This is a genomic window from Paenibacillus sp. GSMTC-2017, assembly GCF_016019935.1.
GTDB lineage: Bacteria > Bacillota > Bacilli > Paenibacillales > Paenibacillaceae > Pristimantibacillus.
Genome location: NZ_JAECMT010000009.1, coordinates 15,792 through 29,028 on the forward strand (window position 1 = coordinate 15,792; position 13,237 = coordinate 29,028).

27 protein-coding genes are annotated in these 13,237 nt (G+C 45.3%); all 27 read right to left on the bottom strand.

What is annotated here, in order from left to right:
- Positions 1–9: 9 nt before the first annotated feature.
- The gene (gene rpmJ / locus I6N90_RS23540; RefSeq protein WP_003333770.1) at positions 10–123 is read right to left on the bottom strand and encodes a 50S ribosomal protein L36; all 114 of its coding nucleotides are present in this window, start codon (positions 121–123) and stop codon (positions 10–12) included.
- A gap of 42 nt (positions 124–165) precedes the next feature.
- Positions 166–381 carry a translation initiation factor IF-1 gene (infA, locus tag I6N90_RS23545; protein WP_006037922.1) on the bottom strand — a complete coding sequence of 72 codons (216 nt, stop codon included), beginning with the start codon at positions 379–381 and terminating at the stop codon, positions 166–168.
- 3 nt (positions 382–384) lie between these two features.
- On the bottom strand, positions 385–666 hold the full coding sequence (locus tag I6N90_RS23550; protein WP_197938271.1) for a KOW domain-containing RNA-binding protein: 282 nt from the start codon (positions 664–666) through the stop codon (positions 385–387).
- 2 nt (positions 667–668) lie between these two features.
- Positions 669–1,433 carry a type I methionyl aminopeptidase gene (map, locus tag I6N90_RS23555; protein WP_197938273.1) on the bottom strand — a complete coding sequence of 255 codons (765 nt, stop codon included), beginning with the start codon at positions 1,431–1,433 and terminating at the stop codon, positions 669–671.
- Entirely contained in the window at positions 1,433–2,083 is a 651-nt protein-coding gene (locus tag I6N90_RS23560; RefSeq protein WP_197938274.1) for an adenylate kinase, read from the bottom strand. The genes map and I6N90_RS23560 overlap by 1 nt, the downstream gene beginning before the upstream one ends.
- A 93-nt stretch (positions 2,084–2,176) precedes the next feature.
- The gene (gene secY / locus I6N90_RS23565; protein ID WP_197938276.1) at positions 2,177–3,478 is read right to left on the bottom strand and encodes a preprotein translocase subunit SecY; all 1,302 of its coding nucleotides are present in this window, start codon (positions 3,476–3,478) and stop codon (positions 2,177–2,179) included.
- Positions 3,479–3,919 (bottom strand): 50S ribosomal protein L15, encoded by a 441-nt coding sequence (gene rplO / locus I6N90_RS23570; protein ID WP_197938278.1) that lies wholly within the window; start codon positions 3,917–3,919, stop codon positions 3,479–3,481.
- 161 nt (positions 3,920–4,080) lie between these two features.
- Positions 4,081–4,260 carry a 50S ribosomal protein L30 gene (rpmD, locus tag I6N90_RS23575; RefSeq protein WP_116050228.1) on the bottom strand — a complete coding sequence of 60 codons (180 nt, stop codon included), beginning with the start codon at positions 4,258–4,260 and terminating at the stop codon, positions 4,081–4,083.
- Between the two features lie 13 nt (positions 4,261–4,273).
- Entirely contained in the window at positions 4,274–4,771 is a 498-nt protein-coding gene (gene rpsE, locus I6N90_RS23580) for a 30S ribosomal protein S5 (RefSeq protein ID WP_232243296.1), read from the bottom strand.
- A gap of 24 nt (positions 4,772–4,795) precedes the next feature.
- Entirely contained in the window at positions 4,796–5,164 is a 369-nt protein-coding gene (rplR, locus tag I6N90_RS23585) for a 50S ribosomal protein L18 (RefSeq protein ID WP_197938281.1), read from the bottom strand.
- A 60-nt stretch (positions 5,165–5,224) separates the two neighbouring features.
- Positions 5,225–5,767 carry a 50S ribosomal protein L6 gene (gene rplF, locus I6N90_RS23590; protein WP_197938282.1) on the bottom strand — a complete coding sequence of 181 codons (543 nt, stop codon included), beginning with the start codon at positions 5,765–5,767 and terminating at the stop codon, positions 5,225–5,227.
- A gap of 31 nt (positions 5,768–5,798) precedes the next feature.
- Positions 5,799–6,197, bottom strand: coding sequence for a 30S ribosomal protein S8 (rpsH, locus tag I6N90_RS23595; protein WP_197938283.1), 399 nt, complete (start codon positions 6,195–6,197; stop codon positions 5,799–5,801).
- Positions 6,198–6,229: 32 nt separating this feature from the next.
- Positions 6,230–6,415: a type Z 30S ribosomal protein S14 gene (locus I6N90_RS23600; RefSeq protein WP_197938284.1), complete on the bottom strand. Its 186-nt coding sequence runs from the start codon at positions 6,413–6,415 to the stop codon at positions 6,230–6,232.
- Positions 6,416–6,441: 26 nt separating this feature from the next.
- Positions 6,442–6,984: a 50S ribosomal protein L5 gene (gene rplE / locus I6N90_RS23605; RefSeq protein ID WP_197938285.1), complete on the bottom strand. Its 543-nt coding sequence runs from the start codon at positions 6,982–6,984 to the stop codon at positions 6,442–6,444.
- A 31-nt stretch (positions 6,985–7,015) separates the two neighbouring features.
- Entirely contained in the window at positions 7,016–7,369 is a 354-nt protein-coding gene (rplX, locus tag I6N90_RS23610) for a 50S ribosomal protein L24 (protein ID WP_197938286.1), read from the bottom strand.
- A 51-nt stretch (positions 7,370–7,420) separates the two neighbouring features.
- The gene (gene rplN / locus I6N90_RS23615) at positions 7,421–7,789 is read right to left on the bottom strand and encodes a 50S ribosomal protein L14 (protein ID WP_197938287.1); all 369 of its coding nucleotides are present in this window, start codon (positions 7,787–7,789) and stop codon (positions 7,421–7,423) included.
- Between the two features lie 48 nt (positions 7,790–7,837).
- The gene (gene rpsQ / locus I6N90_RS23620; protein ID WP_197938289.1) at positions 7,838–8,101 is read right to left on the bottom strand and encodes a 30S ribosomal protein S17; all 264 of its coding nucleotides are present in this window, start codon (positions 8,099–8,101) and stop codon (positions 7,838–7,840) included.
- Between the two features lie 54 nt (positions 8,102–8,155).
- The gene (gene rpmC / locus I6N90_RS23625; RefSeq protein ID WP_197938291.1) at positions 8,156–8,356 is read right to left on the bottom strand and encodes a 50S ribosomal protein L29; all 201 of its coding nucleotides are present in this window, start codon (positions 8,354–8,356) and stop codon (positions 8,156–8,158) included.
- A complete protein-coding gene (rplP, locus tag I6N90_RS23630) occupies positions 8,346–8,780 on the bottom strand; it encodes a 50S ribosomal protein L16 (protein ID WP_197938293.1) in 435 nt (144 codons plus the stop codon). The genes rpmC and rplP overlap by 11 nt, the downstream gene beginning before the upstream one ends.
- A gap of 2 nt (positions 8,781–8,782) precedes the next feature.
- On the bottom strand, positions 8,783–9,448 hold the full coding sequence (gene rpsC / locus I6N90_RS23635; RefSeq protein ID WP_197938296.1) for a 30S ribosomal protein S3: 666 nt from the start codon (positions 9,446–9,448) through the stop codon (positions 8,783–8,785).
- A 13-nt stretch (positions 9,449–9,461) separates the two neighbouring features.
- Positions 9,462–9,797: a 50S ribosomal protein L22 gene (gene rplV, locus I6N90_RS23640; RefSeq protein WP_197938298.1), complete on the bottom strand. Its 336-nt coding sequence runs from the start codon at positions 9,795–9,797 to the stop codon at positions 9,462–9,464.
- A 43-nt stretch (positions 9,798–9,840) separates the two neighbouring features.
- Positions 9,841–10,122 (bottom strand): 30S ribosomal protein S19, encoded by a 282-nt coding sequence (gene rpsS / locus I6N90_RS23645; RefSeq protein ID WP_197938300.1) that lies wholly within the window; start codon positions 10,120–10,122, stop codon positions 9,841–9,843.
- A gap of 67 nt (positions 10,123–10,189) precedes the next feature.
- Positions 10,190–11,020, bottom strand: a complete 831-nt coding sequence (rplB, locus tag I6N90_RS23650; protein WP_197938302.1) for a 50S ribosomal protein L2 — start codon at positions 11,018–11,020, stop codon at positions 10,190–10,192.
- Between the two features lie 17 nt (positions 11,021–11,037).
- Positions 11,038–11,331, bottom strand: a complete 294-nt coding sequence (gene rplW / locus I6N90_RS23655; protein ID WP_197938304.1) for a 50S ribosomal protein L23 — start codon at positions 11,329–11,331, stop codon at positions 11,038–11,040.
- On the bottom strand, positions 11,331–11,954 hold the full coding sequence (gene rplD, locus I6N90_RS23660; RefSeq protein ID WP_197938305.1) for a 50S ribosomal protein L4: 624 nt from the start codon (positions 11,952–11,954) through the stop codon (positions 11,331–11,333). The genes rplW and rplD overlap by 1 nt, the downstream gene beginning before the upstream one ends.
- A 28-nt stretch (positions 11,955–11,982) precedes the next feature.
- Positions 11,983–12,633 (bottom strand): 50S ribosomal protein L3, encoded by a 651-nt coding sequence (gene rplC, locus I6N90_RS23665; RefSeq protein WP_197938306.1) that lies wholly within the window; start codon positions 12,631–12,633, stop codon positions 11,983–11,985.
- Positions 12,634–12,674: 41 nt separating this feature from the next.
- Entirely contained in the window at positions 12,675–12,983 is a 309-nt protein-coding gene (gene rpsJ / locus I6N90_RS23670) for a 30S ribosomal protein S10 (protein WP_197938307.1), read from the bottom strand.
- Positions 12,984–13,237 lie beyond the last annotated feature (254 nt).

Here is a 13,237-nt window from a genome sequence, read left to right on the forward strand (position 1 = left end):
CTCCTCCTTCTATCCTTGTTTTTGTTTGTGTTTCGGATTTTCACAAATCACCATAACGTTGCCTTTGCGACGAATGACTTTGCATTTCTCGCAGATCGGCTTAACCGAAGGTCTAACCTTCATTGTGATTACCTCCCGAATCTTTCGTAGTAAGCCGCACGCGACTTACTTACGATAGGTGATGCGCCCTCTTGATAAATCATAAGGCGATAACTGTATTACCACTTTGTCTCCCGTCAAAATGCGGATAAAATGCATTCTGAGTTTGCCGGAAACATGTGCGAGAATCTGATGACCGTTCTCCAGCTCCACCTTGAACATGGCATTTGGCAACGGTTCTACGACCGTACCTTCGACCTCAATGACGTCTTCCTTAGCCAACCGTCATTCTCCTTTCGCATGCGCAAACTTCTGAATCACATAACGTAACTTGGTATTGGTCACCCTGCCTGTTTCTAGCAAGCTGTTTATTACCTCTTGACTAACGACAGGCTGTAACTTAAGATGCAGAACGTTCTTTTTCTTCGGTAAATCGAATTTCCGCTTGTCACCGTCAGCAATCATAACGAATCTGTCGTCGATGATTGCAATAACAACTGCCAAGCTTTCTTCGTCTTTCCCTCGAAGCACTTTGACGAACTGACCAATCTGGGGACGCGCATCCATTATCAAACCTTTGGCTGCTGCGGCAAAATGGTCAATATTTCAAAGCCGTCCTCCGTTACGGCAACTGTATGCTCAAAATGAGCGCACCATGTGCCGTCTTGTGTTACGACTGTCCAATCGTCTTCGAGCGTGCGAACATATCGTTCACCGATATTGACCATTGGCTCGATTGCAAGCACCATACCCGGCTTTAGCCGCGGCCCTCGATCCGGGATGCCATAGTTCGGTATTTGCGGCTCTTCATGAAGTTCCGCGCCGATTCCGTGCCCTACGTATTCCCGAACAACAGAGAAACCTGCTGCTTCAATTACCTTTTGTATAGCGTGCGATATCGTATAGAGCCTGATATCTGGTTTAATGAGCGCAAGTCCCGCATAAAGCGATTCTTCCGTTACATCAAGCAGTCTCTGAACTTCAGGCGTTACTGTTCCAACCGCATAGGTCCAAGCAGAATCACCATGATAGCCTTCATACTGCGCACCGATATCAATACTAATAATATCGCCTTCGTTCAACTTGCGAGATCCAGGGAAGCCGTGTACCAGCTCGTCATTTACAGAAGCGCATATGCTGGAAGGAAATCCATTGTAACCCTTAAAGGATGGTGAAGCGCCTTGGCTTCTAATGTACTTTTCTGCAATTGCATCAAGCTCACCAGTGGTGACACCTGGTTTAACTGCAGCGGCCATTAGACGATGCGTTTCCGCAACGATGCGTCCGGCTTCCCTCATATATCGCAGTTCCGTTTCGGATTTGCATATAATCATTACAATGTACCTTTCAAGCAGGAAACAATATCGGATGTAACGACATCGATATCCTTCTCGCCATCGACTTCGCGCAGGAGACCCTTACTGCTGTAATAATCAAGAAGCGGCGCAGTTTTGGATGAATACTCATCCAAACGAGTGCCAACTTTCTCTTCTGTATCATCAGAACGTTGATACAGCTCCCCACCGTCTTTGTCGCAGATACCTTCGACCTTAGATGGGTTGAATATTACATGGTAAGTTGTACCGCAAGTTTTGCAGATGCGTCTGCCAGTTAAACGGGCAAGCAACAATCCGCGGTCAATTTTTAAATCTACAACATGGTCGATGTTGCGACCCAATTCCGACAACATAACATCAAGCGCTTCAGCTTGTTGCAATGTGCGGGGGAATCCGTCAAGCAAAAACCCTTTTTGGCAATCGTCAAGAGCAAGACGCTCTTTCACGATACCATTTGTTATTTCATCTGGAACAAGTAGACCTTGATCTACATATTCTTTAGCTTTCAAACCAAGCGCCGTGCCTTGCTTCATAGCAAGACGGAAAGCGTCGCCTGTCGAAATGTGCGGAATACCGAATTCTTCTACGATCCGCTCAGCTTGTGTTCCTTTGCCGGCTCCCGGAGGGCCCATGAATAAAATGTTCATTACCGTGTTCCTCACTTTAAACACAATAGGCCCGTTCGGGCTCCGCACCTCTCGAATTGCGCTAGGCGCGGCAGCCCGCATTCGAACCTAAAGTTATTTATTGATAAACCCTTTGTAATGGCGTTTGATCAACTGGCTCTCAATCTGTTTCATCGTATCAAGCGCAACACCGATAACGATGAGAAGCGAAGTGCCACCAAGCTGTACTGAGCGCGGTAATCCAGCCAATGTTCCGAATGCTACTGGAAGAACAGAGATTACTGCCAAGAAAACCGCACCAGTCAACGTAATACGCGATAATACGCGAGTTAGGTAAGATGATGTTGGTTTGCCCGGACGAATGCCAGGAATGTACCCGCCATTTTTCTTCATCTGATCAGCCATTTGAACCGGATTAATTTGCACGAATGTGTAGAAGAAAGTAAAACCGATAATCAGCAATACGTACAATACCATACCAAGTGGTTTGTCATAGTTCATATTGTCGATAATCCATTTTGCCCAAGGTTGTGTTGACCAGAAGTTCGCAATTGTAATTGGGAACAAAATCAGGGAAACCGCGAAGATGACCGGGATAACCCCTGCGCCATTAACCTTCATCGGAATGTGAGTTGATTGACCACCATACATTTTGCGTCCTACAACACGCTTAGCGTACTGTACTGGAATTTTACGAATACCTTGTTGGATAAAGATAACTCCAACGATGATCGCAATTACCGCAAGTACAATTAGAACTGCTTTTGCAATGTTCAAGAACAAAGCATCTTGAGCATCTACAAAAAGATGACTATACAGCGTACGAATTTGAGCAGGAAGACCTGCTACGATCGCTGCGAAGATCAAAACTGAAATACCGTTTCCGATACCTCTCTCCGTAATTTGCTCACCAAGCCACATCAAGAATGCAGTACCTGCAGTCAAAATAATAGCAATTAGCAAGTAATCAACGAAGGTAGCGCCTGGAATCATTTCAAGACCGAAAGAGCGGTTAAACCCGATCGCTGTAGCGAAACCTTGCACCAAACCAAGAATAACTGTACCGTAACGTGTAATTTGCGCTAACTTTTTCTTACCGTTTTCGCCTTCTTTAGCCCACTCTGCAAACTTTGGAATTACATCCATCGACAACAACTGCACAATGATGGAAGCTGTAATGTAAGGCGTAATTCCGATTGCTAGAATGGAGAACTGGAAGAGCGCTCCGCCAGAAAATGTGTTGAGCAAACCGAACAAGTCTGATCCGGCCATATCTTCATTCTTGAATACATCTTTGTTAACACCTGGTACCGGAATAAAAGATCCGATACGATAAATGAATAAGATGAAAAGTGTGAACAAGATCCGCGAACGCAGATCCGCTACTTTCCATATGTTGGACACGGTTGTGAACAATTAGATCACCTCGGTTTTACCGCCGGCAGCCTGGATTTTCTCTACCGCAGATTGAGAGAACTTAGTAGCTTTTACAGTGATACCTACATTCAATTCACCATTACCCAAGATCTTAATTCCTGCCAATGGATTTTTTACAATCCCTTGCTCAAGAAGAACCGCTGGTGTAACTTCTGTACCTGCTGCAAAGCTGTTTAGATCTTCAATGTTGACAATCGCATACTCGGTACGGAAACGGTTATTAAAGCCGCGCTTAGGAACTCGACGGTACAAAGGATTTTGTCCACCCTCGAAACCAGGGCGAACGCCGCCGCCGGAACGAGCGTTTTGACCTTTATGACCTCTGCCGGCTGTTTTACCGTTACCGGAACCGATACCGCGACCTTTACGCTTAGGAGCGCTAAAGGATCCTGCTGCTGGTGCTAACTCATGCAATTTCATCGTTCGTGCACCTCCTTATAGATTTCGTAAAAACCCGCTATTTTTTCCAAATAAGAAATTGTAAGTTCCGAGGTTATCGGAACAATACATTCTTATTGGCGATAAGAACTACCGATTAAACGCGGTCGTTCATCCTCGAATTGCTTCGAAGGACGTTTTTATCACACTTCTTCAACTTTGACCAAGTGGCTAACATGGTTAACCATGCCGCGAATAGCCGGGTTGTCGTTAAGAACGACAGATTGACGAATTTTGCGAAGGCCGAGCGATTCAACCGTTGCACGTTGTTTCTCGTTGCGGCCAATCAAACTGCGAACGAGAGTGATTTGCAATTTTGCCATCGTATGTGCCTCCTTAACCCAACAGCTCTTCGACTGTTTTTCCACGAAGCTTGGCAACATCTTCCGCACGCTTAAGACGGGAAAGACCTTCTAGCGTCGCGTTTACCATGTTCAAGGAATTCGAAGATCCAAGAGATTTCGTTAAAATGTCGCCTACGCCAGCCAGTTCAAGAACTGCACGAACTGGACCGCCTGCGATAACACCAGTACCTTCAGAAGCTGGCTTCAGAAGTACTTCACCTGCGCCGAAATGTCCGAGCACAAGATGCGGAATTGTAGTTCCAACTAGTGGAACAAGGATCAGGTTTTTCTTAGCGTCTTCAATACCTTTGCGAATAGCATCAGGTACTTCTCCCGCTTTACCGATCCCTGCGCCTACGTAGCCTTTGCCGTCTCCGACAACTACTAGCGCGCTAAAGCTGAAACGGCGTCCGCCTTTTACAACTTTTGCTACGCGATTGATATGAACAACTTTTTCAGTCAAATCTAACGTATTAGGATCTACACGCAAGTCGATTAACCTCCTTATTGATTATTAGAAATTCAAGCCTGCTTCACGAGCTGCTGTTGCCAGCGCTTGAATTCTGCCGTGATACAAGTAACCGCCACGGTCGAATACGACCTCAGTTACGCCATGTGCTTGTGCGCGTTTCGCGATCAAATCGCCGACTTTCGCAGCAGCATCAACGCTACCGCCGTTGCCGATTGCTTCAACTAGTTCTTTGTCCTGTGTGGACGCGGATACTAATGTTACACCTGCTACATCGTCGATCAATTGTGCGTACATATGCTTGGAGGAACGGAATACAGACAGACGCGGACGTGCTGCTGTGCCGTTAATTTTTTTACGAACACGAAGGTGTCTTTTCAGACGAGCCTTGTTTTTGTCGCCTTTCGTAATCATGCAAGGTTCACTCCTTTCCGTATGCCTTAAACCGCTATCTTAAGCGAGCCTTCTGGCTGCTTATTTTTTCTTACCAGCTTTACCTTCTTTACGAAGGATGCGCTCGCCTTCATACTTGATACCTTTACCTTTATACGGTTCAGGTTCACGTACGGAACGAATTTGAGCAGCAACTGCACCTACACGCTCTTTATCAATACCGCGAACAGTGATCTTCGTGTTAGCTGGAACTTCAAACTCGATATTGCTCTCAGGAGCAATTTCAACCGGATGAGAGTAACCAACGTTTAGAACGATTTTGTCGCCGGATTTGCTTGCACGGTAACCTACGCCTACTAGCTCCAAATTTCTTGTGAAGCCATCAGTTACGCCAGTAACCATGTTTGCGATGATACTGCGAGTTGTTCCATGCAAGGAACGATGCAATTTATTATCGGAAGGACGTTCAATTACGATTTCTGTTTCCGCTACGTTCACTACCATATCTTTGTGAATCTCACGGGAAAGCGTGCCTTTAGGTCCTTTTACAGTAATGATTGTGTTTTCCAAGTTGATGGAAACGCCGTTAGGCACTTGGATTGGTTTACGACCAATACGGGACATTGTTACACCTCCTGTCTTTGTGACTTATTTCTTACCATACGTAGCAGACAACTTCGCCGCCGGATTTAACCTGACGAGCTTCTTTGTCTGTCATGATACCTTTAGACGTAGAAATAATTGCTATTCCTAGTCCACCAAGTACACGCGGAATTTCAGTTGATTGCGTGTAAACGCGCAGGCCTGGTTTGGAGATACGCTTCAAACCAGTGATTACACGCTCTTGGCTAGGGCCATATTTCAAGAAAATACGGATAATCCCTTGTTTGCTATCTTCGATATATTCAGCGTCGCGGATGAAACCCTCGCGCTTCAAAATTTCAGCAATTTGCTTCTTCACTTTCGAAGCGGGCATTTCCACGGTCTCGTGACGAACGACATTCGCATTACGAATACGTGTCAGCATATCTGCAATCGGATCAGACATAACCATTTATGTGAACCTCCTTCCCGAACTAGGCTTGATTACCAGCTTGCTTTTTTAACGCCAGGAATCTGACCTGCGTGTGCTAACTCGCGGAAACAAATCCGGCAAACTTTAAACTTTTGCAAAACAGAGTGCGGACGGCCGCAACGCTCACAGCGCGTGTACGCACGCACCTTAAATTTCGGTGTGCGTTGTTGCTTCACTATCATCGAAGTTTTTGCCACTGGGTATTACACCTCCTACAAGTGGATTACTTCGCAAACGGCATGCCCATTTGGGTAAGCAATTCACGAGATTCTTCGTCCGTTTTTGCCGTCGTGACGATGACGATGTCCATACCGCGAACTTTATCAACTTTATCATACTCGATCTCTGGGAAGATCAATTGCTCTTTCAATCCGAGCGTATAGTTTCCGCGACCGTCGAATGCTTTAGTTGATACACCGCGGAAGTCACGTACACGTGGAAGCGAGATGTTGAACAATTTATCAAGGAAGTGATACATACGCTCACCGCGTAGTGTAACCTTTACCCCGATTGGCATGTCTTCACGAAGCTTAAATCCAGCGATGGACTTCTTAGCGCGAGTAACAACTGGCTTTTGACCAGAGATAATACGAAGCTCTTCAACAGCTACATCAAGAATTTTGGAGTTGGAAACTGCTTCGCCAACACCCATGTTGATAACAACTTTCTCAATTTTCGGAACTTGCATTACCGAAGTATAGGTGAACTTCTGCATGAGAGCAGGAGTGATTTCATTAAGAAACCGACCTTTCAATCTTGCTGTCATTGATCATGGACCTCCTTTCCTACCATAACGATTAGTCAATCACTTCTCCGGAACGTTTTGCGATCCGAACTTTTTTGCCGTTTTCCAACGTTTTGTACCCAATGCGAGTTACTTTTCCGCTCTTCGGATCAGCATGCATTACATTTGATACATGAATTGGAGCTTCCTGCTCGATAATTCCGCCTTGCGGGTTCGTTTGGGAAGGACGCGTATGCTTCTTCACCATGTTTACGCCCTCTACAAGAACGCGATTTTCACGCGGGTATGCTGCGATGATGCGGCCCTTCTTACCTTTGTCTTTACCGGTAATTACGATAACCGTATCGTCCTTTTTAACATGTAGCTTGTTGTTATGGGATTCCAATACTTTTTTAAGCCTTGGCATTTGTTACACCTCCTGCTCGCTTAAGCTTTCAGGTTTTATCTGTTCAAGCAATTAGATTACTTCTGGCGCTAGCGATACGATTTTCATGAAATCTCTATCACGTAGTTCACGAGCAACTGGTCCAAAGATACGTGTGCCACGCGGGCTCTTATCTTCTTTAACAATTACTGCTGCATTCTCATCAAATGCGATGTAAGAACCGTCTTTACGACGAACCGAACGTTTAGTACGAACGATTACCGCTTTAACAACGTCACCCTTTTTGACAACGCCGCCTGGTGTTGCTTGTTTGACTGAGCAAACGATTAGATCGCCGATATGACCTACGCGGCGTCCTGTGCCACCTAGTACACGGATACACATAAGTTCCTTAGCACCAGAGTTGTCAGCAGTTTTCAATCGCGAAAATGGTTGAATCATTTCAACGTCCTCCTTTCGGAAAAAATGCTAGGGTATAGATAACGCTCTTTAAAGAACAACAGCAACTTCAACAATCTCGATCAGTCTGAAACGCTTGTCTTTCGACAATGGACGAGTCTCCATAACTTTCACGATGTCGCCAATTTTCGCTTCGTTGTTTTCATCGTGCGCTTTGTATTTCTTCGTATATTTAATGCGTTTATGGTACAAATCATGTTTTTTGTAGGTTTCTACAGCCACCACGATTGTTTTGTCCATTTTGTCGCTTACGACTTTGCCGATTTGAACTTTGCGGGCATTGCGTTCGCTCATGTTCTTCCTCCTCTCCTTCATCCGTGATCATACTTTTTCAAGTAAGGAATTTAATTAGCTGCTGATACCGAGTTCTCTTTCACGCAAAACGGTTTTAGCGCGAGCTATTTCCTTACGTACGTCACGAATCCGAGTCGGGTTGTCTAATTGACCAGTAGCCAATTGGAAACGAAGGTTGAACAGCTCTTCTTTGAAACCAGCGATCTGTTGTTCAATCTCAGCAGAGGTTTGGTTACGAAATTCACTAGCCTTCATTTGCTTCACCACCCACTTCTTCGCGTTTCACGAACTTCGTTTTAATAGGCAGTTTGTGTGCTGCAAGACGCATAGCTTCACGAGCTACATCCTCAGGTACACCAGCAAGTTCAAACATGATCTTACCTGGTTTTACAACTGCTACCCATTTCTCAACGTTACCTTTACCGCTACCCATACGAACCTCTAGAGGCTTTTGAGTAATTGGCTTATCTGGGAAGATCTTGATCCAGACTTTACCGCCACGCTTAATGTAACGAGTCATTGCAATACGAGCCGCTTCGATTTGACGGTTCGTAATCCATGAAGGCTCAAGCGCTTGTAGGCCGTATTCGCCGAAAACTACTTCAGTGCCGCCTTTAGCGCGACCTTTCATATTACCGCGTTGTTGCTTACGGTGTTTAACACGTTTAGGTACCAACATGATTAGTTGCCTCCTTCCTGGGGAGCTTTCTTCTTCGTCGGAAGGACTTCGCCACGGTAAATCCATACTTTTACGCCAATGCGGCCGTAAGTTGTATGAGCTTCAGCAGTGCCGTAGTCAATATCAGCGCGAAGTGTATGAAGTGGAACTGTTCCCTCGCTGTAGCCTTCCGAACGTGCGATTTCCGCGCCACCGAGACGACCGCTAACAGCAGTTTTAATCCCTTTAGCACCAGCGCGCATCGAGCGTTGAATCGCTTGTTTCAATGCACGGCGGAAAGATACACGACGCTCAAGTTGTTGTGCGATGCTTTCAGCTACTAAGATAGCGTCAAGATCGGCTTGTTTAATTTCAGAGATATTGATATGAACTTTTTTGCCATTGGAAATTTTGCCGATAGCTGTACGCAAGTTTTCTACTTCAGAACCGCCTTTACCAATAACCATACCTGGTTTTGCGGTTTGAATCGTAACGTTAACGCGGTTAGCCGCGCGCTCGATTTCGATATGGGAAACTGCTGCATCTTTCAGCTTAGTCTTCAAAAATTCACGAATTTTAACGTCTTCGATTAGAAGAGTACCAAAGTCTTTGTTGCCAGCGTACCATTTGGATTCCCAATCACGGATGACACCGACACGAAGACCGACTGGATTTACCTTTTGACCCACACGTTATCCCTCCTTATTTCTCAGATACCACCAAGGTGATGTGGCTGGTTCTTTTATTAATCCGGCTTGCACGTCCCATTGCACGTGGACGGAAACGTTTCATTGTTGGTCCTTGGTTCGCAAATACTTGCGAAACAACCAATTTAGTTACGTCAAGCTGGTAGTTGTGCTCAGCATTTGCAATTGCAGAGTTGAGCAGCTTCTCCAAGATAGGGGAAGCAGACTTAGGCGTATGACGCAAAATTGCAATCGCTTCGCCAACTTTCTTGCCGCGAATCAAATCCGCAACTAGCTGGGCTTTACGAGGAGCGATACGTACAAATCTTACGTGCGCTTTAGCTTCTGACATGTGGGAACCTCCTCTCGTTCATTGAAAAATGTTAAAGGGCAAATTAACGTCTGCCCGTTTTCTTGTCATCGTTAGCATGGCCTTTGTACGTACGAGTCGGCGCGAACTCTCCGAGCTTGTGTCCAACCATATCCTCAGTCACATATACAGGTACATGTTTACGTCCATCATAGACAGCAAACGTGTGACCAATGAATTGTGGGAAAATAGTCGAGCGACGGGACCAAGTCTTAATAACTACTTTTTTCTCGGATTCGTTAAGAACCTCGACTTTTTTAAGCAGGTATCCATCAATAAACGGACCTTTTTTCAAACTGCGACCCATGTGTGTTCCTCCCTTCACGTAAGCGCTGGCGCGATGCCTCCATCACGCGGACTGTATCAAGCAATTATTACTTCGTACGACGACGAATAATGTATTGGCTCGATGCTTTCTTTTTCTTGCGTGTTTTGTAGCCGAGAGTCGGTTTGCCCCAAGGAGACAATGGCGACTTACGTCCGATTGGAGCGCGACCTTCACCACCACCGTGTGGGTGATCGTTAGGGTTCATTACTACACCACGAACTGTAGGACGCTTGCCAAGCCAACGGTTACGGCCGGCTTTACCGATCTTAATTAGTTCATGATCTTCGTTACCAACAGAACCGATTGTTGCACGGCAAGTGCTAAGAATACGACGAACCTCACCAGAGCTCAAGCGGATTGATACGTAATCTTCTTCTTTACCCAACAATTGAGCTTCTGTTCCAGCTGCGCGTACCAATTGGCCGCCTTTACCTGGTTTCAACTCGATGTTGTGGATAACTGTACCGACAGGGATATTCGCAAGCGGCAACGCGTTACCGATTTTGATATCAGAGCCAACACCAGAAGTGATTTTATCGCCTACTTTAAGGCCTTTAGGAGCGATGATGTAAGCTTTCGCACCGTCAACGTAATGGATCAAAGCGATGTTAGATGTACGGTTTGGATCGTATTCGATCGTCGCAACGTTACCAACAATGCCGTCTTTATTACGTTTGAAGTCAATAATACGGTATTTACGTTTGTGTCCACCACCGTGGTGACGAACCGTGATTTTACCTTGGTTGTTGCGGCCTGCTCTTTTGAAAAGAGGTGCTAGCAACGATTTCTCCGGTGTGCTTGTCGTAATTTCTTCGAATGTCGATACGGACATGTTACGACGCGCAGGAGATGTCGGTTTGTACTTTTTGATTGGCACTTGTATTCCCTCCTTTTCTAAACAGACGTTTCAAAGAACTCAAGTTCTTTGCTGTCACCGCTCAATTGAACGATCGCTTTTTTCCAGTCAGGTCTGTAGCCGCTATGTTTACCATAACGTTTCGGTTTACCCGCTACACGCATTGTGTTAACGCCGGTTACTTTTACGTTAAAGATTGCTTCGATAGCTTGTTTTATTTCGGTTTTGTTCGCGCGAAGATCTACTTCAAACACATAACGTTTGACAGCCATGTAATCGCTCGTACGTTCCGTAATAACCGGGCGCTTGATAATATCGCGTGGATTTTTCATTACGCAAGCACCTCCTGTACTTTCTCTACTGCTTCTTTAGTAATGATAAGCTTGTCATAGACAAGAACATCACGAACATTAATGCCGTCAGCTGCTACGAATTTCACACCAGGAATGTTACGTGCAGACAATGCAACGTTATCCTCATAGTTTGCTGTAACTACTAGTGCTTTACGGTCAGCTTTAAGGTTTGTCAAAATGTTTGCGAATTCTTTCGTCTTAGGAGCCGCGAATGTCAATTGATCAAGAACGATAATTTCGTTAGCGATCACTTTTGAAGACAATGCAGACTTGATTGCAAGACGACGAACTTTCTTAGGCAATTTGAAGCCGTATGAGCGTGGAGTTGGACCAAATACTGTTCCACCGCCAACCCATTGCGGGGAGCGAATGCTACCTTGACGAGCGCGTCCAGTACCTTTTTGTTTCCAAGGTTTACGACCACCGCCGCGTACTTCGGAGCGACCTTTTGTCTTATGCGTTCCTTGGCGCTCTGCAGCTTGCTGCAAAACAACCATGCTGTGCATAACATGAGTGTTAGGCTCGATGCCGAAGATGCTTTCAGCTAGTTCAAGCTCTCCAACTTGAGCACCGCTCACGTTAAATACTGTTACTTTAGGCATTTCGTGTTCCTCCTTTCCTTAAGAGCGATTAGTTCTTAACTGTTTGTTTTACTTTAACGAATCCGTTTTTCGGTCCTGGTACAGAACCTTTAACTAGAATTACGTTGCGATCTGTGTCGATGCGGATAACTTCAAGCTTTTGAATAGTAACTGTTTCACTACCCATATGTCCTGGAAGGCGTTTGCCTTTCGGTACACGGTTTGCTTGAATGGAACCCATCGAACCCGGTCCGCGGTGATAGCGGGAACCGTGAGACATTGGTCCAGTACTTTGTCCCCAACGTTTAATTACGCCGGCAAAGCCTTTACCTTTGGAAATACCTGTTACGTCAACGAATTCGCCTGCTGTGAACAAGTCTGCTTTAACTTGTTGACCAACTTCGTAGTCAGCAAGGTTAATGCCACGAATCTCACGAACGTAGCGCTTAGGAGTCGTACCAGCTTTGCTAGCGTGACCAGCTTCCGTTTTATTAAACCTTTTTTGCTTTGTTTCTTTGTCTGTAATTCTAGGTTTTTGGTCTGCGAAACCGAATTGTACAGCTTCATAGCCGTCAGTTTCTACATCCTTCTTCTGAAGTACTACGCAAGGGCCAGCTTCGATTACAGTTACTGGAATTACGTTTCCTTCAGGAGTAAACACTTGAGTCATTCCAAGTTTTTTCCCTAAGATACCTTTCATGTTGACACCTCATTCCCTCTCTATGATCGTATATACGTTTATTACAGTTTGATCTCGATATCTACACCAGACGGTAAATCAAGGCGCATAAGCGCATCAACCGTTTGTGGCGTCGGGTTTACAATATCGATCAAACGCTTATGAGTGCGCATTTCGAATTGTTCCCTGGAATCCTTGTACTTGTGTACCGCACGAAGAACAGTGATAATTTGCTTTTCCGTTGGCAACGGAATCGGCCCGGATACACTTGCACCGGAACGTTTTGCAGTTTCCACGATTTTCTCTGCGGACTGATCAAGAATTCTGTGATCGTATGCTTTCAAGCGGATACGAATCTTTTGCTTTGCCATATAAGTCCCTCCTTCTATCGCCCAATTTTTTAATCGGACATACTCCGTGAGAATAACCCTTCACGAGCCCCATGGCAAAGGGGCCGGGTGTGTCGGCAACCTCTCACATCAACGCAACGTCAGACCAACATTCAATATTATATCGAATTAGGCGGGCGATTGCAACTATAATTTTAACTTCTATTCATAAATGTTTTAGTTGGGAAATATATCATTGAATTTGGTCATCGATGTGAGTGGTGTACATTCTTTCG

Bases quoted from the DNA above. Each gene is read 5' to 3' on its own strand.
- rplV (WP_197938298.1), bottom strand. From the start codon at position 9,797: ATGTCAGAAGCTAAAGCGCACGTAAGATTTGTACGTATCGCTCCTCGT.
- rplP (WP_197938293.1), bottom strand. From the start codon at position 8,780: ATGTTGGTACCTAAACGTGTTAAACACCGTAAGCAACAACGCGGTAAT.
- rplR (WP_197938281.1), bottom strand. From the start codon at position 5,164: ATGATTACGAAAGGCGACAAAAACAAGGCTCGTCTGAAAAGACACCTT.
- rpsS (WP_197938300.1), bottom strand. From the start codon at position 10,122: ATGGGTCGCAGTTTGAAAAAAGGTCCGTTTATTGATGGATACCTGCTT.
- rplE (WP_197938285.1), bottom strand. From the start codon at position 6,984: ATGACAGCAAGATTGAAAGGTCGGTTTCTTAATGAAATCACTCCTGCT.
- map (WP_197938273.1), bottom strand. From the start codon at position 1,433: ATGATTATATGCAAATCCGAAACGGAACTGCGATATATGAGGGAAGCC.
- I6N90_RS23550 (WP_197938271.1), bottom strand. From the start codon at position 666: ATGGATGCGCGTCCCCAGATTGGTCAGTTCGTCAAAGTGCTTCGAGGG.
- rpmD (WP_116050228.1), bottom strand. From the start codon at position 4,260: ATGGCAAAATTGCAAATCACTCTCGTTCGCAGTTTGATTGGCCGCAAC.
- rplN (WP_197938287.1), bottom strand. From the start codon at position 7,789: ATGATTCAACCATTTTCGCGATTGAAAACTGCTGACAACTCTGGTGCT.
- rpsJ (WP_197938307.1), bottom strand. From the start codon at position 12,983: ATGGCAAAGCAAAAGATTCGTATCCGCTTGAAAGCATACGATCACAGA.
- rplX (WP_197938286.1), bottom strand. From the start codon at position 7,369: ATGCCAAGGCTTAAAAAAGTATTGGAATCCCATAACAACAAGCTACAT.
- rpmJ (WP_003333770.1), bottom strand. From the start codon at position 123: ATGAAGGTTAGACCTTCGGTTAAGCCGATCTGCGAGAAATGCAAAGTC.
- rplF (WP_197938282.1), bottom strand. From the start codon at position 5,767: ATGTCCCGTATTGGTCGTAAACCAATCCAAGTGCCTAACGGCGTTTCC.
- rplD (WP_197938305.1), bottom strand. From the start codon at position 11,954: ATGCCTAAAGTAACAGTATTTAACGTGAGCGGTGCTCAAGTTGGAGAG.
- rplC (WP_197938306.1), bottom strand. From the start codon at position 12,633: ATGAAAGGTATCTTAGGGAAAAAACTTGGAATGACTCAAGTGTTTACT.
- rplO (WP_197938278.1), bottom strand. From the start codon at position 3,919: ATGAAATTGCATGAGTTAGCACCAGCAGCAGGATCCTTTAGCGCTCCT.
- rpsH (WP_197938283.1), bottom strand. From the start codon at position 6,197: ATGGTTATGTCTGATCCGATTGCAGATATGCTGACACGTATTCGTAAT.
- rplW (WP_197938304.1), bottom strand. From the start codon at position 11,331: ATGAAAAATCCACGCGATATTATCAAGCGCCCGGTTATTACGGAACGT.
- rpmC (WP_197938291.1), bottom strand. From the start codon at position 8,356: ATGAAGGCTAGTGAATTTCGTAACCAAACCTCTGCTGAGATTGAACAA.
- I6N90_RS23560 (WP_197938274.1), bottom strand. From the start codon at position 2,083: ATGAACATTTTATTCATGGGCCCTCCGGGAGCCGGCAAAGGAACACAA.
- rpsQ (WP_197938289.1), bottom strand. From the start codon at position 8,101: ATGAGCGAACGCAATGCCCGCAAAGTTCAAATCGGCAAAGTCGTAAGC.